Origin of the sequence: Alteromonas sp. DY56-G5 (genome assembly GCF_041414725.1) — a bacterium.
Lineage (GTDB): Bacteria > Pseudomonadota > Gammaproteobacteria > Enterobacterales > Alteromonadaceae > Alteromonas > Alteromonas macleodii.
Genome location: NZ_JANHZQ010000051.1, coordinates 1 through 18,996, shown reverse-complemented (window position 1 = coordinate 18,996; position 18,996 = coordinate 1). Strand labels below are relative to the sequence as shown.

Annotated in this window: 26 protein-coding genes; 21 read left to right on the top strand and 5 right to left on the bottom strand. The window is 39.5% G+C overall.

All coding sequences use genetic code 11. The features are described from left to right. The first annotated feature begins 8 nt into the window (after positions 1-8). From NO989_RS18790 to NO989_RS18775, 4 genes are all read left to right on the top strand, one after another. The gene (locus NO989_RS18790; protein WP_015068730.1) at positions 9-455 is read left to right on the top strand and encodes a hypothetical protein; all 447 of its coding nucleotides are present in this window, start codon (positions 9-11) and stop codon (positions 453-455) included. Between the two features lies 1 nt (position 456). After that, complete coding sequence (locus NO989_RS18785; protein WP_041703937.1) at positions 457-945, top strand: hypothetical protein; 489 nt, start codon at positions 457-459, stop codon at positions 943-945. Between the two features lie 35 nt (positions 946-980). Beyond that, the gene (locus tag NO989_RS18780) at positions 981-5,072 is read left to right on the top strand and encodes a hypothetical protein (RefSeq protein WP_015068728.1); all 4,092 of its coding nucleotides are present in this window, start codon (positions 981-983) and stop codon (positions 5,070-5,072) included. A gap of 239 nt (positions 5,073-5,311) precedes the next feature. Beyond that, positions 5,312-6,562, top strand: coding sequence for a hypothetical protein (locus NO989_RS18775; RefSeq protein ID WP_015068727.1), 1,251 nt, complete (start codon positions 5,312-5,314; stop codon positions 6,560-6,562). A gap of 35 nt (positions 6,563-6,597) precedes the next feature. Here NO989_RS18775 and NO989_RS18770 read toward each other — a convergent pair whose 3' ends face one another. From NO989_RS18770 to NO989_RS18760, 3 genes are read right to left on the bottom strand one after another with little or no spacing between them, the layout of a single operon-like run. Continuing rightward, positions 6,598-7,389 carry a hypothetical protein gene (locus NO989_RS18770; protein WP_015068726.1) on the bottom strand — a complete coding sequence of 264 codons (792 nt, stop codon included), beginning with the start codon at positions 7,387-7,389 and terminating at the stop codon, positions 6,598-6,600. A 1-nt stretch (position 7,390) separates the two neighbouring features. Then, complete coding sequence (locus NO989_RS18765) at positions 7,391-7,720, bottom strand: hypothetical protein (RefSeq protein ID WP_015068725.1); 330 nt, start codon at positions 7,718-7,720, stop codon at positions 7,391-7,393. Beyond that, positions 7,720-9,804, bottom strand: coding sequence for a UvrD-helicase domain-containing protein (locus NO989_RS18760; RefSeq protein ID WP_371343021.1), 2,085 nt, complete (start codon positions 9,802-9,804; stop codon positions 7,720-7,722). Before NO989_RS18760 ends, NO989_RS18765 begins: the two co-directional genes overlap by 1 nt. A gap of 143 nt (positions 9,805-9,947) precedes the next feature. On the opposite strand from NO989_RS18760, the gene NO989_RS18755 reads away from it, so the two are divergent. The 3 genes from NO989_RS18755 (at position 9,948) to NO989_RS18745 (ending at position 11,506) form a co-directional block, all read left to right on the top strand. Continuing rightward, complete coding sequence (locus tag NO989_RS18755) at positions 9,948-10,427, top strand: hypothetical protein (protein ID WP_015068723.1); 480 nt, start codon at positions 9,948-9,950, stop codon at positions 10,425-10,427. Then, positions 10,417-10,710, top strand: coding sequence for a hypothetical protein (locus tag NO989_RS18750; RefSeq protein ID WP_015068722.1), 294 nt, complete (start codon positions 10,417-10,419; stop codon positions 10,708-10,710). Before NO989_RS18755 ends, NO989_RS18750 begins: the two co-directional genes overlap by 11 nt. 151 nt (positions 10,711-10,861) lie before the next feature. After that, complete coding sequence (locus NO989_RS18745; RefSeq protein ID WP_371343020.1) at positions 10,862-11,506, top strand: hypothetical protein; 645 nt, start codon at positions 10,862-10,864, stop codon at positions 11,504-11,506. A gap of 28 nt (positions 11,507-11,534) precedes the next feature. Here the strand turns inward: NO989_RS18745 and NO989_RS18740 are convergent, their stop codons facing one another. After that, positions 11,535-11,903: a hypothetical protein gene (locus tag NO989_RS18740; RefSeq protein ID WP_371343019.1), complete on the bottom strand. Its 369-nt coding sequence runs from the start codon at positions 11,901-11,903 to the stop codon at positions 11,535-11,537. A gap of 188 nt (positions 11,904-12,091) precedes the next feature. Here NO989_RS18740 and NO989_RS18735 point away from each other — a divergent pair, with 188 nt between their 5' ends. Genes NO989_RS18735 through NO989_RS18720 form a run of 4 tightly spaced genes read left to right on the top strand, consistent with a single transcriptional unit; the run spans position 12,092 to position 14,749 of the window. Beyond that, positions 12,092-12,616 carry a hypothetical protein gene (locus tag NO989_RS18735; protein WP_101566865.1) on the top strand — a complete coding sequence of 175 codons (525 nt, stop codon included), beginning with the start codon at positions 12,092-12,094 and terminating at the stop codon, positions 12,614-12,616. Between the two features lie 2 nt (positions 12,617-12,618). Further along, entirely contained in the window at positions 12,619-12,921 is a 303-nt protein-coding gene (locus NO989_RS18730; protein ID WP_015068718.1) for a hypothetical protein, read from the top strand. A gap of 8 nt (positions 12,922-12,929) precedes the next feature. Beyond that, on the top strand, positions 12,930-14,162 hold the full coding sequence (locus tag NO989_RS18725; RefSeq protein WP_371343018.1) for a hypothetical protein: 1,233 nt from the start codon (positions 12,930-12,932) through the stop codon (positions 14,160-14,162). Further along, on the top strand, positions 14,150-14,749 hold the full coding sequence (locus NO989_RS18720) for a hypothetical protein (RefSeq protein ID WP_371343017.1): 600 nt from the start codon (positions 14,150-14,152) through the stop codon (positions 14,747-14,749). Before NO989_RS18725 ends, NO989_RS18720 begins: the two co-directional genes overlap by 13 nt. Positions 14,750-14,881: 132 nt before the next feature. Here the strand turns inward: NO989_RS18720 and NO989_RS18715 are convergent, their stop codons facing one another. Next, on the bottom strand, positions 14,882-15,502 hold the full coding sequence (locus tag NO989_RS18715) for a hypothetical protein (RefSeq protein WP_371343016.1): 621 nt from the start codon (positions 15,500-15,502) through the stop codon (positions 14,882-14,884). 320 nt (positions 15,503-15,822) lie between these two features. Here NO989_RS18715 and NO989_RS18710 point away from each other — a divergent pair, with 320 nt between their 5' ends. The 10 genes from NO989_RS18710 to NO989_RS18665 all read left to right on the top strand — a co-directional run bounded on the left by NO989_RS18710 (position 15,823) and on the right by NO989_RS18665 (position 18,881). Further along, a complete protein-coding gene (locus NO989_RS18710) occupies positions 15,823-15,999 on the top strand; it encodes a hypothetical protein (protein ID WP_239247754.1) in 177 nt (58 codons plus the stop codon). 16 nt (positions 16,000-16,015) lie between these two features. Beyond that, the gene (locus NO989_RS18705; RefSeq protein WP_371343015.1) at positions 16,016-16,495 is read left to right on the top strand and encodes a hypothetical protein; all 480 of its coding nucleotides are present in this window, start codon (positions 16,016-16,018) and stop codon (positions 16,493-16,495) included. Positions 16,496-16,511: 16 nt separating this feature from the next. Further along, the gene (locus tag NO989_RS18700) at positions 16,512-16,694 is read left to right on the top strand and encodes a hypothetical protein (protein ID WP_338854208.1); all 183 of its coding nucleotides are present in this window, start codon (positions 16,512-16,514) and stop codon (positions 16,692-16,694) included. Continuing rightward, the gene (locus tag NO989_RS18695; protein ID WP_071971467.1) at positions 16,691-16,870 is read left to right on the top strand and encodes a hypothetical protein; all 180 of its coding nucleotides are present in this window, start codon (positions 16,691-16,693) and stop codon (positions 16,868-16,870) included. The genes NO989_RS18700 and NO989_RS18695 overlap by 4 nt, the downstream gene beginning before the upstream one ends. An 8-nt stretch (positions 16,871-16,878) precedes the next feature. After that, positions 16,879-17,070, top strand: coding sequence for a hypothetical protein (locus NO989_RS18690; RefSeq protein ID WP_371343014.1), 192 nt, complete (start codon positions 16,879-16,881; stop codon positions 17,068-17,070). Between the two features lie 20 nt (positions 17,071-17,090). Next, a complete protein-coding gene (locus NO989_RS18685) occupies positions 17,091-17,588 on the top strand; it encodes a GNAT family N-acetyltransferase (protein ID WP_371343013.1) in 498 nt (165 codons plus the stop codon). A gap of 22 nt (positions 17,589-17,610) precedes the next feature. Beyond that, the gene (locus NO989_RS18680; RefSeq protein WP_371343012.1) at positions 17,611-17,739 is read left to right on the top strand and encodes a hypothetical protein; all 129 of its coding nucleotides are present in this window, start codon (positions 17,611-17,613) and stop codon (positions 17,737-17,739) included. Positions 17,740-17,863: 124 nt separating this feature from the next. Further along, on the top strand, positions 17,864-18,244 hold the full coding sequence (locus tag NO989_RS18675) for a hypothetical protein (RefSeq protein WP_069945519.1): 381 nt from the start codon (positions 17,864-17,866) through the stop codon (positions 18,242-18,244). 159 nt (positions 18,245-18,403) lie between these two features. Next, positions 18,404-18,598, top strand: coding sequence for a hypothetical protein (locus NO989_RS18670; protein WP_371343010.1), 195 nt, complete (start codon positions 18,404-18,406; stop codon positions 18,596-18,598). 16 nt (positions 18,599-18,614) lie between these two features. Beyond that, a complete protein-coding gene (locus tag NO989_RS18665; protein ID WP_371343008.1) occupies positions 18,615-18,881 on the top strand; it encodes a hypothetical protein in 267 nt (88 codons plus the stop codon). Positions 18,882-18,996 lie beyond the last annotated feature (115 nt).

The following is an 18,996-nucleotide window of genomic DNA, read 5'->3' as shown; positions in this document are numbered from 1 at the left end:
AAATAGCAATGAAAAACTTTAAACCAATGACCAAGCAAAAAGGTTACATCTCAGCCGAGTGGGCAATCATAGGCGTGTTAGCTCTAGGATTGCTCGCATACAATATCAGTAAAAGCGAACCACTTGCGGCGAATGGTAAAGAGCAAAAGTATAACGATGCATTTACTACAATCATCTCACAAGCGCGAATCAAAGCTGAGGGGCGTACAGACGGTTTTGCAACCTTCGATATCGAAGACTTAAGTTCCGAAGGGTATATCTCTGAAGATTTTGGTGATGGTTCGGGTACCAACTTTGATGGTGGTGACTGGAGTATGGCCACCAGCACTGTGGATCAGTTAATTGTCTCGTCAAGCGGCCTCCAAGATGATATTTGCGCACGTGTCGCTGAAAAGTGGGCTGTACATACAGCAGCCACCTGCACCTCTGGAACAGTGACAGTATCAGTCCGTTAATATGCTGATGAAGAAACATCAACAAGGATTCGGTGCGGGTTATATGGTGATGTTTTTAATCATGGGGGGATTACTGTCTACAGTATTCCTCCCACGCCTTTTATCCTCGGGTGTGAACCAGGGGATTTCTAAATTAGAGGCGCAATTTACGCTTGCACAAAAAACATCTACCGCATACTACCTAAGTACTTGCGCATTAGGAGAGATAGAACAAGAAGATTTAGTTTTATCAGGCCTTCTGACTGAAGAAATTACATTTACAGGTCTAACGGGGGTTTTGATTTCTATAGAAAAACCCGGTTTTTCTCCAGCTTTTGTATTTGAAGCTGATGTACCAACCAATAAAGCGCTAGTCAGTTTTTTGTTAAAACGAGGCGCAACCATCACAAATGATCGAATCCGTTACATAACACCATTGTCTGCCAGAAACTCTGCACTCAAACAATCTTTGCTAAATGAGCAAACTTATTTTGCTGGCTCTATTTGTTGAAGACAAAAAGCACAGAAGTTGGTTAGGGAAAATACATGAAAAAAATAAGTCATTTCAAAAAAACGCTAATTATTTTAGGGATAGGGATTATTCCTTTTTACAGCCAAGTTTACGCATCTAATGAGATAGCGAACACAATAGCAGACAACAAAGAAGCTCAGTTTCAGTCTGCAGAAGTCACAGCAATTAAGTTAAATGAGCTTAAAGGTGGGGCACTAAACTACTTCTCTGAGAATGATGTTTGGCCTACAAACATTACTGACTTGGCAACAAACGGTTTCTATTATGGCACTCTCGATACGATGTATGGAACCTCTATATCAGGGGCAATTGTAGGAAATAGTTATGTCCTTTCTGTAGATGTACTTGACCAATCTTTAGCTACTTACATTAGCAATTTTGTAAATGGAAGTGCTTCCGGTTCGGTGGTCTCTGTCCAATTTGGTGCTCCAAGTACACTTGCAATCCTTGATAGTGTAATTTCTCGAGTCGACAATGGAGACCCATCTCGAAATACGATGGAAACCGATCTTCGCCTTGGGGGGAATGATTTGGTTGGGGTAAATAAAGTTGATGCTAATGTGGTTAGTGGTCAACAAGGTAATTTCAATGATGTTCAATCCGAAACCGGTACTATTACATCTTTGTCAGTGGATTCAATTTCTGGCGATACTGGTAATTTAACGACAGTAAACTCCACCACGGTGAACACAACCAATGTGACGGCCACAGGAGTAGCGAATTTAGGCCAAGTTTCGGCTTCCTCAGTGTCAGCGACACAAGTAACGGGAACTAACGGCGTTTATGACAGTGGCGCTAGAGTTTTTTCGCCAGTAAATTTACCAACTAAAAATGATGTTGGTCTAGACAGAGTCCAAAATTACTCTATTACTGATAGTTACACCGGTAATAGTTCAACCCTTTATGCCTCCCAAAAAGCAGTTACTCAGGCTTATACTAAATTAAACAACGAGAAACTCGATAAAAATGCTAAGGCGGTAGATGCTGATAAATTAGATGGTATCGAAAGCTCATCATTTATACGCAGCGATGTTAACGATTATGTAAATGCCAACACTCAATGGCAGGACGGGCGGAGAGTACGTTTTGGTAGCGGTGCAGATAGTGAAGCATTTTACGATGGTAGCAATTTCTATTTACGTAATCTTAATAATGGCAATATCTATATAGATAACCGTCGAAACAACGGCGATGTAGTTTTGAGAGCAGATAACGCATCAGGCTCTACATTAGATGCAGTAAGGGTAGTCGGTTCAGATAACGTAAGCGTAAGGCTATCGCAAGGTGGCACTGAGAGACTAAGAACCACCTCTTTTGGTGTAAATGTAAACGGTCAAATAGAAGCCGATAGAGTCACAGTCAATGGTGCTGATGTGTGGACATCATCCAATGATGGAAGTGGCTCAGGGTTGAGTGCTGATAATCTTGATGGCTTTAATTCAAGTCAATTTATTAGGTCTGATGCTAATCAGAATGTGACAGCGAACACTGAATGGCAGGACAACAACGAAATTAGACTGGGTGCATCCGCTGATATGCGAATGGTACATAATGGAAGCGACTCGTATATTACTAACTATACGGGTTCTTTTTTTGTGCAAAACGCAGCTAACGGTGGAGAGCTAGTTTTTAGAGGTAGAGATTCATCCGGTACTATTCAAGAAGCGATTCGTGTAACTACTGGAACTGATGAAGTTGCAGCCGTACTCTCGCAAAACGGAAACAACAAATTAAGAACTCGTAGCTACGGTGCTGAAGTTTTTGGCCGATTAGAGGCTGATCAAATAACGGTTAATGGTTCAAATGTTTGGACGGCAGCTAGCGATGGTTCTGGCTCGGGATTGAGCGCTGACAACATTGACGGGATTGATAGCACACAATTTCTTCGTGTAGATACTTTTGATTCAGTAAATGCAACAAGTCAATGGCAGGACGGCCATGAAGTAAGATTTGGTAATTCTGGTGACATGCGGTTAGGTCATGACGGCAGTAGCACTTCTTATATTAGAAATAACACAGGCAATTTGGTTCTAGAGAACTATTCTCCTGGCGGCGATGTTGTATTTAGAGCTGAAAATAATGGTGGTACGTTGCGAGAAGCCATTCGAATTGTTACGGGGCCTAATGTTGCTACGAGAATTCTTTTTGACGGGGTTAATAAGCTTGAGACGAGATCATACGGTGCCGAGGTTTTTGGGCGCTTAGAAGCTGACCAGTTGACAGTTAACGGTTCAAACGTTTGGACTGCTGCAAATGATGGTTCCGGTTCTGGGTTGAGCGCAGATAACCTCGACGGTATTAATAGTTCCCAATTTTTAAGAGTCGATCAAGACGACAATATTGCTGCCAACACAGAGTGGCAAGATAACTACTCAGCAAGGTTTGGTAATAGTGCTGACCTCAGAATTTTACATACCGGTTCCACATCCCATATTAGCAATTACACAGGGGAGTTAATAACGGAAAACCGTGCACATGGTGGCGATATGGTTTTCAGGTCTGAAAATACCGGGGGGACTCTAAGAGAGGCAATGAGGGTTGTTGCTGATGGAAATGTATTTGTTCGACTAGCCTACGACAGCAGTGAAAGATTAAAAACCACATCTTATGGTGTTGAAGTAACAGGAAGAGTTGAGGCTGACCAGTTAACAGTTAATGGTTCAAATGTTTGGACCGCTGCAAACGATGGATCGGGTTCTGGTTTAGATGCTGACAAGTTTGATGGTTTAAATAGCACTCAGTTTTTACGGACTGATACAAATGATGTTGTAAATGGCCACACCGAGTGGCAAGACAATTACTCAGTTAGACTTGGCTCATCTGCAGATATGAGGATGTACCACAACGGCTCACATTCATACATAGATAACTACACGAATAACCTTTATCTACGAAACATTAAGGCATCAGCTGGTATCCTTATGGAAGCTACTGCAGGCAATGGAAATCGTTATAGAGGTATAGCAATCCATACAGATAGCAATAATGTATGGGGCCGGTTGTATTCGAATGGCAATGCGCGAGTTGATGCGACCAGCGATGGTGCGACTGTTTATGGTGATGTGACAGTAACTGGTGGGGATTTATATTTGGCGGGTAAACGCCTACAGAACAATTCTGGCAACCTTTACTGGGACGGAAAGCAAGTAGCAACTTTAAATGGTGGTGGTTGGTCATCGGCGGAAAGTCGAGTTGCGTTCACTGGCACTGATGGAGTTATGGAAATCGGTCGAATCTTGGATTTTCACGCTGCCGCAAATTCTAGTAAAGATTACGACATGAGATTTTGGGCGGCTGCCGATGAGTTAGTTTTATGGGGCGGCGAACTGACGGTCAGGGATGGTGGTGTCAATATTTCTGGTGATTATAAAGTTAACGGTAGAAAAATCGATAAAGCATATATCGGTTTAGACAAAGTTATGAATTTTTCGATAACAAATAGCTATACAGGAAATAGTAGCAGTTTATATGCCTCGCAGCAGGCGGTTACACAAGCCTATAACAAGCTCAATAATGACAAGTTAGATAAAAATGCAAAAGCCGTTGACGCTGATAAGCTGGATGGTATCGACAGTACTGGCTTTGTTAGGACAAGCAGAAAGATAAACGGTAAAAGTCTTACCAACGATATTACGCTTACCAAATCAGACGTCGGTTTAGGTAATGTTTTGAACTACGGGGTAACTAATGACTATAGAGGAACCTCTTCTACAACATATGTTACTCAAAGAGCATTAAACAATGCCTATAAGGCTGCATTATCCGGTGGGGCTGCAACATTCACAACTTTATGGGAAAATAAGTCTGGACAGGGTTCTGGTGATGTTAGTCTTTCTACTTCTTGGCGAGGATTTGACGAAGTATTTATCGTCGGGTCAAGCGATGGTAAAAGAGACGTTTATACGAAAACATTCACTGAAGAAGAATATGATAGAGCACTTCAAGTATATTTAAATTTCGGCCGAAGTAAGTCCGATTTACGATTTCACTTAATATCAGATGTTTCTGCTTTTTGGGCAGGTTATTTTTCAACTGATACATATTTTAAAACAACCGCTGAGAACAGTGCAGTTTTGTATGGTATCTACGGCGTAAAAATGCAATAGATGCTTTCACTTACTCTGGTTACCCACCTGATACATTTCTCTTTAATTTGACGAGAAATTTTATTGAAGTACAAAAATAGCCTCACGAGGTGAGGCTTTTATCTCATTGAAATAATTAATAAATGTTTTTCTTTTGGGACGTTTCCCTGTGATTTGCCCAATTCGTTTTATTTAATATATTGGGTGGGCATTATTCAAATTTTAAAAAACATCAACAAATGATAATTGGAGGTTCCACAATGGAATTGTTTAGTAAAAAAAGAACAGTAGTAGCCATCGCCTTAAGCTTCACATTAGGCGCTTGTGGTGGCGGTTCAGATGATACTTCAGATACCTTAAACGAAAATGAGTCTTACGTAGAAACTGACTCAGGAGGTCAAGTAATTGTTGAAAATCCTCAAGGTGAAATTAAAACAGACGGTGAAGTAAATTCATTTGCAAAAATCTCCACCTTAACAGGAAAGCATGAATACCTAGGCGAACTAGCAGTCACTTGTTCAAATGATAGCTCTAATTATTTCGAAACTGACAAAGTTGTAGTCTTTGGAAGCGCCAACTTACCTGTTGACGATTTCAAAACAGCTGCTGCTTTGGTGGAGCACCAAGTTGAAGAAGTTCCTCAAATTTTTGGAACTAACTGGGCCGATTATAAGAGCCAACGCAGAAACATCGCTAAATTTGCCATTGATAACTTTGTCGAGAACTATGGTGATCTACCATCAGCACAAAGTTCATTACCATCTAATTACTCTGATATGTCAGAAAATGAAAAAGCAGCATTAGCCTGGGATGTGTATATTAGTGGTGACAACGAGAAGAGATTAGAGCTTGTTTTGGAAGCATCTAATTATGCAGGCTACGGTTGGACAGCCGACGACGTTTCTCACGAAGGGAAAGTCAAAGTTTGTCTACATGAAGAATCAAATAATTCATACATCGAGGCATTCTATACTGGCATTTCGCTTCAAGCTCCTAGCATTTCAATCCCTGATGAATATAACCAACTAATTCGAAAGGGCTTAGTGCAGATGATGCAAGAGTCACTATCCCACTCTGTACATGGTAACCCATTGCCACTTTGGTACTCTGAGGGGCAGGCCCGTTATTCTGGCGGATTAGAAGTAGCTGAACGTTTTGAGCATGAAGAAGTAGATGTTCCAATGTTCGTAGATGCTGAAGATGAATATGGGATGGACAGCGAATTCTTAGAGCTGCATTACGGAATGGCTTTTAGATACTTGTTCAACACAGTAGATTTTGAAGAGAGAATGTCGCTTTTCAATATTGTAAATGTAATGGCTAAAGACCCATCCATTTACACACAAGAGGGATTGCCAGAAGGGTATGATTTTGAACCTGGAGAGACAAGCGGTTTAGAGAGTGCAGCCTTCATTAAGGCGTGGGATGAACAATATATCATTGATGAAGATTTTAACGATCTAACATACAATCGTTTTAAGCATTCCTACCATCAACTACTATCTCAATAAATCAGAAAAGCCCGTCGAGTACGGGCTTTTTTTTGTTAAGAGGGGAGAACCATCATATCGCCCATTAGTAATCTATTAAAGGAATCTCCAGAGATAGATGCGACTCGGTTTCTTATCCATTTACTCTGCAAAACGTCGTTGTTTTGCTCCAGAATGGAATCTGAATTTTCTAGAGAATAGCCTAAGCAATGGTTCGTTGTAATTCTGAAAAAACCCTCAATATGAAGCTCTCTTTCTAGGAAAATGATAACACCTATACTAGGCCAGTCTTTATTTTTGTATATTGTTAGAGTTTCATGTGGTTGAAGGTTTTCGTAGGTGTCAGTTTGAACTGACAAGTATCTTGTTATGAGTTCAGCACTTTCTAACCTTGGAACGTGATAATAATATCTGGACTCTCCAGTTATGTAAGAACTCTGCGCTCCAAAGAATTTTACTATCTTTTCCACTTCACTCGATGATAATGATTCGCTAAAGAGAGCTGGGTCACAGATTGCGTTTGAACTCCTAGGGTGAATATCTAGCAATTGGAGTACTTTATTTATATGAACCCCCGGCACTGAGTGATATTCAAATAAATCTAAAATTCTTATTTCAGAGATAGTATTCATTGAGCTTGGCTGTGAAGCGATCATTGCCCAGTCAATAATTAATGATACAGCATCGTTAAAAGATGCACCTGAGTGCATAGCATTCTGCACAGCGATGATAAACGAGGTTTGTTGAGAACTAGTCCTTATCGTTGTTTTTTTAGATTCAGAGAAGCCTTCATCTATTTTTAACTCTCTTAGAAGAAAGTCAGAGACACGTTTCGCTTGGTTGGCCATATTAAACATATCCTAATAAGAAAAGGGAAAATGCTGAAGAAGCTAAACAAGTTATGAAAGCAAGAAGCTTCTTACCGAAAAGGCAAGATAAAGACATTGATAAAGAGCCAGCCACTATTAATTTTAAAATGTAGGGGAATGGGTTTTGGTCTTCAGAGAGTAGCTCTCCGACAGTTACCTGCAAAATACCAACAATCACGATTACAAATGTCATTAGGCTAAAGAGAAATGACCAAAGATAAGTTGGCTCTGATGTTTTAATGTATGAGTGGAGACTTGTACCTTGTATTAAAACAAGCCACTGTTTTTCGGTTTTTTGATTTTCTTCCATTATTTTACTCTTGCGAATGAACCTAATCGAGATAGGTACTGATTGAATTCTATTTTAGAAGGTGACTTGTCGAGATCCCCACCAGCTCCTTCATGGATGGCGTGTGATATGCGCTTCGCGCCTGGAATATTCATTTCATAGACAAATCGTGAAACATAATTTACATCTTCTTGGTGAGAGGCCGGTGCAGTATTGGTTTCAGTCTCAGATAGTTTTATGAACTCTCTATCAGGAGGCAGCATAAGCAATAACTCTTCTCTCGGACGGGTAGCAGCAACGTAGAAAACGCGCCTTTCAGACTCTAAATCGGTAACCTTAGTAGGTATGATTGAAGGGCTAATTGTTTCGCAACAAGCAGGTATGATTGCCATTTTTACAGTAAGCCCTTTGGCTGAATGCTGTGACAGAATAGAAATACTACCTAGTTTGTTAGAGCTCTCACTACCTATAGCTCTAAGCGCTCTATTGAATTGATGGTAATCAGTTGCCCCTTTGGTAATTTCTATAAACCCATCTAGCAATGAGGGTGACTCTTTAGGGATATTAGATTTACCTTTAGTTGATTCATACAAAACTAGTGGCATCAAGAATGTGTTAATATATGAGTCGTAGAACTCTTGAAATGATTCTTTTGATAGTGAGTTTCTAAGGCTATTGAGGCGCTGATTTATGCTTTTTATAAAGAAAGGTTTAGAGCCTGGGAATATATTTAGCAATGATTCATCATCAATTGCTCCCTCACTAAACACTAGTGAAAAAAGGTCCTTATATTTTTCCCTTTTAACTGGTAGTCGTGGGAAAGTTAAAGATTTAGCAAATAGTGAGAACTTCTCTTTTTGACTTACTTCCATAGCAAACAGCGCGGCAGTACTCGCAATTGATTTAAATAGCGGTGTATTTGCTATAGAAGTACTCTTGGAGTGCATTGAATAAGGGATACCTGCCTTAATAAGAGCAATTTCGATGAAAGGTGTTACAGAGTGCATTCGCGGTAAAATAGCAATGTCTGAGTAGCTGTTACCTTTCTCTATAAATCTCTTAATAGCTGCAATCATTGAGGACTGATTAGTATCAGCATATGGGGGCGTCCCGTGCGCCGGCTCATCGTAGTAACCAATATTTATTTCGGTTTTATTAGCATCCAAAGGCGAAAGACACATTTTTTCTGTTCTTTCCGAATTCCTAGAAATACAGTTGTAAGCCGCTAAAGCGAGCTCATGTCCGTACCTGTATGTCTTGGTTAGGTGAAGCTTGGATGAAGTGGGGAATACGGCGTCCCAATCAGAAGTCATGGTTTTAGGGCTACTACCCCTCCATTCAAAAATTGTTTGGTCATCATCACCAATGCAATTGAATTTTGCTCTTGTACCAGCCATAGCATGAAAGATTTTCATTGAGGCAGGGTCTATGTCTTGGTACTCATCAATAACAATATGATCGAGTTTATTGGCAATAGATTTATAGATCTTTTCCTCATATTCTAATGCCACTGCAACGTCATATATCAAGTCACTTAACGTCCTGATTTTTAGTCGTTTCCGCTCTTTTTCAACTAACTCAAAACCTAAAATAAATGGCTGTTGGTCGGAGGGGAGCTTTAATCTGCTGAACATTTCAGCGGCAGGAAGTGTGTCACTTTTGCAAAAATTTACGAACGAGAGAAAGTTATCAATAACAGACTGGTCATAAGCATTTATATCCGAAGTACCATGCTCAATGATTGATTTTCGCAAATTATCTCTACAAATTCCTAACCACTGATTCTCGTCTTCAATTAATTTTCTAGTAGGTATCAAATTGCGTTTTTCTAATGACTGGCAAAGACGGTAACCAAGCTGGTGGTAATGCCTAATGCGCGGCTGATTTTCTATATTGTAGGCTTGCATGTCACGCCTAAACTCTTCCGCTGCAGGGCGACTGAACATTGTGATTAGCATCGTTTCAGGGTTGATGCCTTTACTCAACATATAAGCCACTCTAGCTTGAGTCACTTTCGATTTACCACCACCTGGAGGAGCACTTAGTAGAATGTGCTGGTCAAAAGGGGCCACAATGAAATTAATCTGTTCTTCTGAAAATTCCATACCGGTCCTTGAAGCAAATGAAAGGATTGTGTGCAAAGTGGCGGGATATAGGAATTAGAAACCCGACTAATTGAACATTTATAGTTTTGAAAAGCCTGGTTACAAAAGAGAATACAACTAAATTTGAAAATGGAACATCAATCTTGAAAACATTCTCTGTGCACCACCTTAAATCAGATGTACTCAGAAATATGAGTAGAGCTAACAACGTGCCTATTCCTGAACACCTAGAGGAGACTAAACAGGTTGTAGTGAAAACTTATAACCAACTCCTTGATAAACGTGCGCTTCGCATGGCTGTAGAAAAGGGCAGTAGCTTTGAAATACAAAAACTCTGGAGAGTGATTGGTGAGGCTGCTAATAAGTTACTCGACGATGGGTGGTATTCACACGTGGCCAACGTGCAATGTCAAACTGCAATGCAGGCTACTCGACTGACTAAGTCGATAAATTCAATATGGTTTTTGAGTGGTAAGAAATGTACGGAAATAGTAGAGGTCCCTATTCGCTCTACATCATTTAGGGATATTGTTGAGTACGAAGGCTCTCGATATTTATTTCTACTTGGAGGGTTCCTGTGTTTGCAAACGTTCAGGTTTGTTGGAAGCGCTAATGAACATTGAGGTTTTATCGAAAAGAGTTAAGGCATCAGTAGTAAAACTTCAAGTCGTTGGTAATGAAAATGGCGATTTGGTAGTACGTTTCAAGCAAGGTTCTGTTACTAACTTTGTAACCAACTCAAGTAATACAGAAATAAAAACATTTAGAGAGCCCAGAACGGTCGCTAAGTTTTTAGAAAAAGCTGGCGTTCAACAGTACGAAATAGAGTTATCCAATTGGAATATTGAAAAAATATTCGACCGACACAAAGCAGCTAGCGCATTGAGAGTATCCGCGAGTAGTTAGCTTATTATTTAGGTTCTCTTTGCCTCCAAAAGGTAAAAATTTCCATATCTTGAATTTAATATGCTGTTTTTTAAGTAAGTCGGGAAATCTATTTACCTAATCCGAGCATGTAACTAATTTAGCTTGAGGGAAATTATTAAAGGGAAAATAAGTGAACACTATAAATAGAAGAAAAGTAAATGCTGTAGAAGCTCATATTGCTAAGCTTCAGCCTAACGAGGAATGCAGTTTAATTGATATGCTCTGTGAGTTAGTGGACTTTTGGCCTAGATGTGCCACCTGCGCTACCCAAGAACCAGACGGCGAAATAATCCTCTGGTCTGCTTCTACATCTTTGATTAAACACCATCGTCAAGAACCTGGAGTTAGTTTGTGGATCTCCATTGGTGAAAAGCATAGTGTTGACGCATATTACAAGACCATCAATGGTCATAAGTACAGAGCTAAGGATTGGCACTGCACTGTAGTTACTTTCGAGGAATTCAAAAGCAGAAAATTACAATTACTGGCCAATCAGCTTGCGCCACACTTTGAGCTTCTAAATGAGACTAAAACTTATAGTGCACTTAAAGAATTAGATTGCAGTATTCTTACTAAACTTATGCATTTTGAAGATGCTAGAGTATCCTTAGAAGGCTATGAACCCGACGCTGATGTGCACAGGGGCTTTTTATCTGTTTACGAGTACGCTCGTAATAAAGAGGAAGAGTGGAGGATACAAAGCCCAGCAATTGATCGAAATGGCGTTCTAAATTTTAAACTTCACCAATTTTTAAGTTTACACAGTACGGTTTGACCCTTTCAATTTTATTAAGTTAAAGGTGTTAATCTACTTTCAGAAGACGGATGTGCTTTTCGCATGGTTCATCCGGTGACTGTTCAAACTTTGCCAGAGAGTAGCCTCTCAGAATCCACTCCTTGAAAAATTGCAATAAAGATTCGTCCTGCTCAGGAGTGTTAACGTCCACTGTAACGATAAAATCTTTTCTTTCGCTCGTGATGTCTTGCAATTGCCACTTATGAAAAGAAGTCTGGGTGACAGTCCAAAAGCAGCGAGAAGGCTCTATTTTCACTGCCGAATTTTTAATTTGTTCCTTGTTTTTTTTAGCTTCTCTGTGGTTAGAGTAAGCCCCTATCAAAGCCTTGTTGATTTCCAGCTCAGAAATTTTCTTTCTTGATTCGGCTTTCTTCACGAGCTCATCTATTGTTTGCCCGAATGATACCGCAGACAGGGGCACAAGAATTATTAGGGCGATAGATTTTATAAAAGTCATTTAAAAGTCGATAAGTCGGAAAAACCAATGAAGGGATTTTTTCAACAATGTATAAGGTGTAGCAATACAAAATGCTCAATATCTTGGAATACTAATAGGCCTCTCAGATGAAAAGAAACCTCAGTCACATTGCCACCCCCTTAATCGTAGCCCTCATGACGGTAGGATGTACTGCCACCGACGAAACTGTGAAGTTGAAAGGTAAGAAATATGCTAAAGATAGTGAAGGTGCTGTTGTACTGTCTGAGTCGCAATTTCGCGAATTAAAATCTGAATATGCTTTTATGGAAGGTCAGAACCCTCACGTATCTTTGACACAGGAAGAATACGATTTAGTCATGAATAATGATGAGGCCTTATTTAGCTTAATTGGTCAAGCAGATAAGCAAGAGTCTACATCGACATTAATAAGACCTGGCTCTCTAAAGAAGAATATGGAACGAATCGTTAAGGAAAACGGTTGGAATACCCTCTACTTTGATGGACCGGACTACTACGTTGAAGCCCCTTTCATAATCGAGGAAGAGGATGTAACAACTTCTGTTATTCATTTTGCTTCTGATTACCCTCTTTATACTTGCTTTGATGAAGAGTCGAAAACTGTAACAGTCATTCAGTCAGCGAAAAATTAAAAATGTTTACTGCGTTTGGGACTCGTTACCATGCGCCGGTCTACCGTCTAGATAGCGGCAAGAATGCAAGTTGGTCATCACTGGACTCTTCAAAATTTGATACTGCACTGCAGAAAGAACTGAGAATTTTTATTCTAAGAAAAGCATTCTCAATGGGTGTCAAAGATAGAGTAGATTTAAAAGTGGGTGAAACAGATAACTTTTTTCATCATGAATTCTTGTCTGGTTGGCCACATACATTGTGGAAAGAGGCGTATTTAAGAGGGGTAAGTGATACGCCTATTAAAGTTGCAACGGTCGCATGAGAGGAAGCATGAGAGTAGTAAAGAAGTATGCCATTAAAGAAGAGCCTCTTACTATAGAGAAACTCTCAGCAGATAAAACCAACCTCTTAACTGGAAAAGGGGGAGAAACACAGCTTTTACTCAAATCATTGTATGGCAATTGGGTGGTTTGCAGTTGCGAAGTACCAGTCACTATTAAGAGGTTTATAACTTCAAATACTTTCTTTCTAGCTACCGTGAAAGGGCGGGGCAGACATAAGTCGTCCTGCCCGTTATTCAAAATCTTTAGTGAGAGCTCAGAAAGTAACGAAAGCCCAACTAAGATAGCTAATTCCTATTCGTTTAGTGTAAGTGCGAATGAAGCTGGTGGTTCTAAAGTTAGTCCTTCAATAACCGGCGTTTCCGAATCAGTGGGTAAGGAAGACAAACTTTATACGTTGGTCGCATCTCTATTCTCTGAGGCGAATTGCGGTCTCTTCTCTTCTGAGCAAAAGAGCGGTTTTGCTGATGAACGAGATAGAATAATTTCTGCCTCTAGACGTTTTAGTATTGGTGGGAAAAGTTTATTTCAATACCTCCATTTCGGTTTTGGACAATTGAAGAACTGCAAGGAAGACCTAAATCGGAAACAGCATTTGTGGCGCGGGAGAAACAGGCCACAGGCGCTGGTCTTAGCGCATGTCGATACAATTCTTGAAGAGGAACATGGGTGGCAAATTAAGGTTAAAGATGGGTGGGACGTATTTCTCCCTTCTACAATCACCTTAACCAAGTTAAAGGGCGCTTACAGCTTATCTAAAGGGCCGATATTGGTGGCCATGATTATTTCCCCTGTATCAGATGAAAATAACGATGAATTCGGTGTTACCCGGTGCTTCGCCGCCCCTGTGGTTAATGGTCAGGGGTTCATGGTGGTTTCCTCCGATAGAGAAAGGACTTTCGCTAAGATAGCTATTAAATGCATTCTCGAAAAAAAGATGGGTGCTAAGTTAAAAAAACCATTGTTCTCGATAGAAATTGAAGGTGAAAAAGTCATAGCTGATTTTCTTGTAAAACACGGGAATTTGGAAACAGCCTTTATGATAGAAAAATCTGAAACAGCCTTGTCCGAATACGAGACTCCACCCAATATCAATAAATTGTTTTCGCTATATCCGAGTGTAGAGCGAATTAACTACACGAGTAATACTAGTAATGCAGACTTTTACTGTCGTTCAAAAGCGATAATACAAAAGGTGCTGGACGAATTATGTTTGAAATAGAAAAGACTATGAAGAGGCTTAATTTAATTTTGCCTATAGTAGCTATCATTGGTTTGGTGTCTTTGATCGGACATCAATCGGAAAATTATTCGTCAAGAGTGATTTGGAATGTATCTAAAGACTTAAGCGTCAAGTATTTTGATATCAAAGAAACATTGGGGAATCCACAGAACTTTTCTAAAGTTGTAGAGGCGTCAATTATCAAAAAGGATCAAAGTATCCTTGATCTCCTGGTGGTAGATGAGATGGTTGTAGTAGAGAATCATGCCCAAGAATATACCGAATTAGTTGAGTTACTTCCCAACATAGAAAATTTAGTGCACGTTCATAAGAATAGTGATGACTCTAACTCTTATGTGGCTGGTGGTATAAAAATCTTGTCCGTAGAAGAAAAGGATGGAGAGTTTGGTGTGTTTTATGGGCCTGTATCTAAGAACCTCGTCCACTCCTTACAAAGGAGGCTGGATGGAGGTATTGAAAATGAAGATACAGACCTGACAGGTTTGGTAAGATTTAACAGAGTTGAGGAGTTTGGCGGTCACTTTATCTTAGGGCTATACCCGCGAAAAATGGTTAGTGAAAATTAGCCTCATATCAATACTTATCTATTAACGCGCTTAATTGGCATCTGTGAGGAGACCAAAAGAAGATTGAAATGTATTAGCTAAGGCATACGAGGTTCAGAGAGTTGAAAGCCACTGTGGAAGTGGCTTGTGAAGCTAGCATTTGAGCGGAACGTCACCATCAGGGCTAATTTCTTGTTTAAGTTTCATCTTCATGTCGCATGTCATCTCGTCAATCATCTTGAAGTTTAATTTAAGTAATTCAGCTTTCTGGTCACTCCCCATGTTGCTTTTATCCACAAAAACTGACTGTGCACCTTCTAAAGAAGAAATGTAATAGTCTATTGACTGCTTTAGTGCCGCATCTGATACTGAGGCTAATGAAGCGTTTAAATCAACTTTAAATTCACCATTCTCACTAGCAACAATTGTATACATTGGGATATTAAATTGCCGATTGTTTCGTAGGAGACGAACGGAGGTTTCAATAAAATAGACATTATTGTCTTGGTGAATCTTACTGAGGTTTGCTCTATCCAGTTTATTGTAGCCTGGGATTAACTCACCCTTTTCAGGTTTAAGCAGAAAGTCGTGAGCCCTTGCTTCGTCTTTCTCCAATACGGTAAGCCAAAAATCATTTGCTACAGCCATAGGAGCATTAGGGGTATAAAGAACATCTAGTTTGGATGATATATCTTCGTGAAAAGCAAAAGTCACTCCACTGATAATAGCGGCAGCAGAGTAAAATATTGCAGCTTTTCGTTTTTTAGAAATCATTAATTACCTTCTCGATATGGGGTAAAAATTTAACTATGGTTCTTCACGAGTATTAATTCTATAAAATATCCGACTTAAACAAGATTTAGGGTAATAAGAAAGGCATCCTTTAGTAACGCCTCACTGACTGTAGAAAAGGATAAGAACGTTAACCAATTAAATCGTTTTAAATCGTTTCCTATTACAGCTTTAAATAAGGCTTCCAACGCGATGATAGCTTTTTGACCATCCTGATGGGAAATTGAGTTTCCTATCATGACCTGTTACATTCTAACCAGACATATTTGACAGGCAAATATGATTAAGCATACTAAACATATATGACAGGTAAAAGGGTTACAGACTTTCAGTTAATAGCCAATAAAAAGGGCTGGAAGTTTGAAGAAATCGCTAAGCGCTGGGGTAAGTCAGAGCGGCAAATATCTCGAATAGCTTCAAAAGGCGAGCAGAGAGATATTGATGCTGTGAACGGACTTCCGGCAAAAAATAAAGGTTAATGGGAAATATCGTCGAGTGTCTAATGCATGCCAAATAGGCGATAAAGTCAGAGTGACATATTTATGTCCAAGTCAAAGAGCTTGGCTGCGGCAATTAGCAGCATTTGACGCTGAAGTGTTAGATATAAATGAGTCTGGTTATGAAGTTCAGTATGAACATAACCAAGCGCGTTTATCAGTTAGTGAAGAGCATCTTATGTCGAGACACAGTATTAGCAAGCCTGATTGGGTGGCTAATGCATGGGGTGACTATGAAGCTATCTCTATTAGGTCACGGTGCTTAACTATCTCTTTTGAAGCCCTATTCAGGGAACTTGAGCATATCATCGGCGAAGAAAAAGCTAATTTAGAACGAGATCGAGTAGTCAGGTTGCGATTTTTCTGTGAGCAACCAGTCGTGGATATCACACTAGTATTGAATAAACGTATTGTTTTTAGATGGTATCACACGCCAATTAAGCGCAGTGAATTACTAATTAAATTGAACAATTTATAAAATTGAAACTGGTAGCATGAAAGAACATAAATCGAAAGCAAAAGGTCAGGCAATTCCGTTCGAGCCAGCAGTCAAAAACAACAAAAAGTTTTATGAGGAATTGGCAAGTATAAGTGCTAGTAATGGCAAGAAAACAGATCCAACAGCCGTCAAAAGACTGGTTGAAGAACTCAAAACTGACAAAAGGGAACATTTATGAGTAAACAAATAAAGTTGGATAAAAGTGAGTTTGAACACGCCATTAAGTCATTCGGTTATCCCAATTACGATAAAAATACTGGCTCAGTCAGAGGAAAATCCGATCTGCTTTCTACTCTTGAAAAGCAACAAAAAGAGATTGCTACAAAGGGTTCAACATCGAAATTAAAGAAATAGGAAATACGATGACTAATCTAGCCGAACTAGACAAAGAACATGATAAACAGGCCGCAGCAATCTCAATCAAAACTATTAATGCTGAAGGTGGTTGCAACCCAAATGATATTGTTTGGTTACATCATTATCCTCAGCTTTATAGACAGTATGGCCGCGCTAAACGTGTTTACCTTCGACTATTAGAGATAAGTAACCAATAGGGAACAAGATGCCTTCTGAAATGGTAAACCCACATGATAGCCTAGTTTCCTTTCAAGAATGTATTTTGAAAGGGATGATTTCTTTAGCAAAAGTACCAGGTTATTCAAATTTGTATAGTCATGTTGATGAGGCTGCGCCTGGTGTTATGCGATTTACATATGCGCGTATGACTGATGACAAACGCACAGTTAAAGCTTTTTGCTCCTGCGTAAAGAATGGGTTCCATGACGGCCATCCATGTATCTCTATCGGCTATGCAGTTCCAGAGCAATATCGAAATCGAGGATATGGGACAGCAATAGTTAAAGAAGCCGTAAATGACCTCTTATCGCAAGCTTATAAAGGCGGAATACCCCATTTAGTCATAGATTCTGTGGTCAGCAAGGAAAACTTGGCTTCTCAACGAGTTACCGAGAAAGCACTACAAGTTATTAGGGAGTCAATAATTGACGCAGAATCTGGACAGCCAGCGTTTCAATACACAGCTGTATACAGCACCGTAGAGTCTATTCTCTGAATTTTCAATGTAGGAAAAAGTAATGGAATTTTTAGTGGAGTATTTGCCGTTAGCATTATCGTTGCTTGCCTTGGTCATTGCTCTTCAAGCGAGATGCTTAAGCAAGAACGCTCATCAACATTCCATTCGACAAGTCGTGATGGGAAGATAGCGAAAGATCATCCCATTAATTAAAATTGTGAGATTGAAAAATTAAATAGTCAAATAAACAAACGATGCTACTTACTGGCTGTTATAAAATGGCGCCACCTTTATTAAAATAATGCAGAAATACTATGGAAAATGAAGATTTTGAAGCTTTAAAAAAACGGATTGGTGAAGCTTCTGGTACTGAGTGGATCGCAGTTATGATAGATGCATCAAGTGATAAAGGTATCTACAGCATTGAAGAAATTTACGTTATAGCAGAACAGTACTTCTTCTGGGGACAAGATGAATTCATGGATGAGCGATTCTGGAAGATGATAACAAAAGCCACCAACGTAAAAAATAAGAATGAATTCTTTGAAAAATATAAACGTGTTTTCGATGAAACAAAGATGGATGCAACTAAACTAAACTTGGCGAAGGCTGCGTTTTCCGAGTTGAAACGAGAGGCAATGCTTTATGCTCAGAGCATTGATAAGAATAGCGCAGAATTTAAATTTGAAGCCTGAAATACAAAAGTGATGCGCATCTGAAAACTATGAGCACCTTTAAATCCCGTAGAAGTTAAAAAACAGAGCTTGTGTACTCAAAACTTTGACACTGATTGCATAGGTTTGATTTCCCCATGGTATTTTCACGAAAACCTGAACCGTTTTCATAGGAAGCTGATGAACGACATAAACATTTCTACCGAAGAAAGCATTCCTGAACCAAGTAGCGATTGTTCGTTGGATCAAAATCTTGCGGATTTAAAACATCAGTTATCTATACCTGATGAGCTGGATTGGGACTATTTTTTAGCAACTGCTGTTAGAGCGAAGCAAAAAGCTGACTTAGAAAAAAGAAATATGAAACTAACCTAATGGGAAATAACCAACAATGTGGTTTATTATAAACAAAGATAACCCTCCTAAGTTTTATACTGACACTGGCTCACTGATTGAAGTACAGGGAATTGAGTGGACAAATGTGATCGTAACTACCGAGCGAACCCTTTCTTCATCACAATTTTTCGTTAAAGACAGCGACCAAGCGCTGTCCGTTTTACAAAACAGTCATGCGCAATGTTTCCAGTTGAAGAAAGATGCAAAAAAACTCGCAACCTCTTTAAATAATGGATGCTGGAAATATCTACAAATACAATAGAAAGTAGGGTTTATCCCTTCAATGCCACGCTTTATACCAATTCAGCCTGCCAAATTCCCTCCAATTTGTACTAGCGCGATTATGTGCAACGTTATTCAAACCAGTAAAGAGAAGC

Excerpts from the sequence above, each read along its gene's own strand:
- NO989_RS18790 (WP_015068730.1), top strand. The coding sequence starts at position 9 with ATGAAAAACTTTAAACCAATGACCAAGCAAAAAGGTTACATCTCAGCC.
- NO989_RS18785 (WP_041703937.1), top strand. The coding sequence starts at position 457 with ATGCTGATGAAGAAACATCAACAAGGATTCGGTGCGGGTTATATGGTG.
- NO989_RS18780 (WP_015068728.1), top strand. The coding sequence starts at position 981 with ATGAAAAAAATAAGTCATTTCAAAAAAACGCTAATTATTTTAGGGATA.
- NO989_RS18775 (WP_015068727.1), top strand. The coding sequence starts at position 5,312 with ATGGAATTGTTTAGTAAAAAAAGAACAGTAGTAGCCATCGCCTTAAGC.
- NO989_RS18770 (WP_015068726.1), bottom strand. The coding sequence starts at position 7,389 with ATGGCCAACCAAGCGAAACGTGTCTCTGACTTTCTTCTAAGAGAGTTA.
- NO989_RS18765 (WP_015068725.1), bottom strand. The coding sequence starts at position 7,720 with ATGGAAGAAAATCAAAAAACCGAAAAACAGTGGCTTGTTTTAATACAA.
- NO989_RS18760 (WP_371343021.1), bottom strand. The coding sequence starts at position 9,804 with ATGGAATTTTCAGAAGAACAGATTAATTTCATTGTGGCCCCTTTTGAC.
- NO989_RS18750 (WP_015068722.1), top strand. The coding sequence starts at position 10,417 with ATGAACATTGAGGTTTTATCGAAAAGAGTTAAGGCATCAGTAGTAAAA.
- NO989_RS18735 (WP_101566865.1), top strand. The coding sequence starts at position 12,092 with ATGAAAAGAAACCTCAGTCACATTGCCACCCCCTTAATCGTAGCCCTC.
- NO989_RS18730 (WP_015068718.1), top strand. The coding sequence starts at position 12,619 with ATGTTTACTGCGTTTGGGACTCGTTACCATGCGCCGGTCTACCGTCTA.
- NO989_RS18725 (WP_371343018.1), top strand. The coding sequence starts at position 12,930 with ATGAGAGTAGTAAAGAAGTATGCCATTAAAGAAGAGCCTCTTACTATA.
- NO989_RS18720 (WP_371343017.1), top strand. The coding sequence starts at position 14,150 with ATGTTTGAAATAGAAAAGACTATGAAGAGGCTTAATTTAATTTTGCCT.
- NO989_RS18715 (WP_371343016.1), bottom strand. The coding sequence starts at position 15,502 with ATGATTTCTAAAAAACGAAAAGCTGCAATATTTTACTCTGCTGCCGCT.
- NO989_RS18710 (WP_239247754.1), top strand. The coding sequence starts at position 15,823 with ATGACAGGTAAAAGGGTTACAGACTTTCAGTTAATAGCCAATAAAAAG.
- NO989_RS18700 (WP_338854208.1), top strand. The coding sequence starts at position 16,512 with ATGAAAGAACATAAATCGAAAGCAAAAGGTCAGGCAATTCCGTTCGAG.
- NO989_RS18695 (WP_071971467.1), top strand. The coding sequence starts at position 16,691 with ATGAGTAAACAAATAAAGTTGGATAAAAGTGAGTTTGAACACGCCATT.
- NO989_RS18690 (WP_371343014.1), top strand. The coding sequence starts at position 16,879 with ATGACTAATCTAGCCGAACTAGACAAAGAACATGATAAACAGGCCGCA.
- NO989_RS18685 (WP_371343013.1), top strand. The coding sequence starts at position 17,091 with ATGGTAAACCCACATGATAGCCTAGTTTCCTTTCAAGAATGTATTTTG.
- NO989_RS18680 (WP_371343012.1), top strand. The coding sequence starts at position 17,611 with ATGGAATTTTTAGTGGAGTATTTGCCGTTAGCATTATCGTTGCTTGCC.
- NO989_RS18675 (WP_069945519.1), top strand. The coding sequence starts at position 17,864 with ATGGAAAATGAAGATTTTGAAGCTTTAAAAAAACGGATTGGTGAAGCT.
- NO989_RS18670 (WP_371343010.1), top strand. The coding sequence starts at position 18,404 with ATGAACGACATAAACATTTCTACCGAAGAAAGCATTCCTGAACCAAGT.
- NO989_RS18665 (WP_371343008.1), top strand. The coding sequence starts at position 18,615 with ATGTGGTTTATTATAAACAAAGATAACCCTCCTAAGTTTTATACTGAC.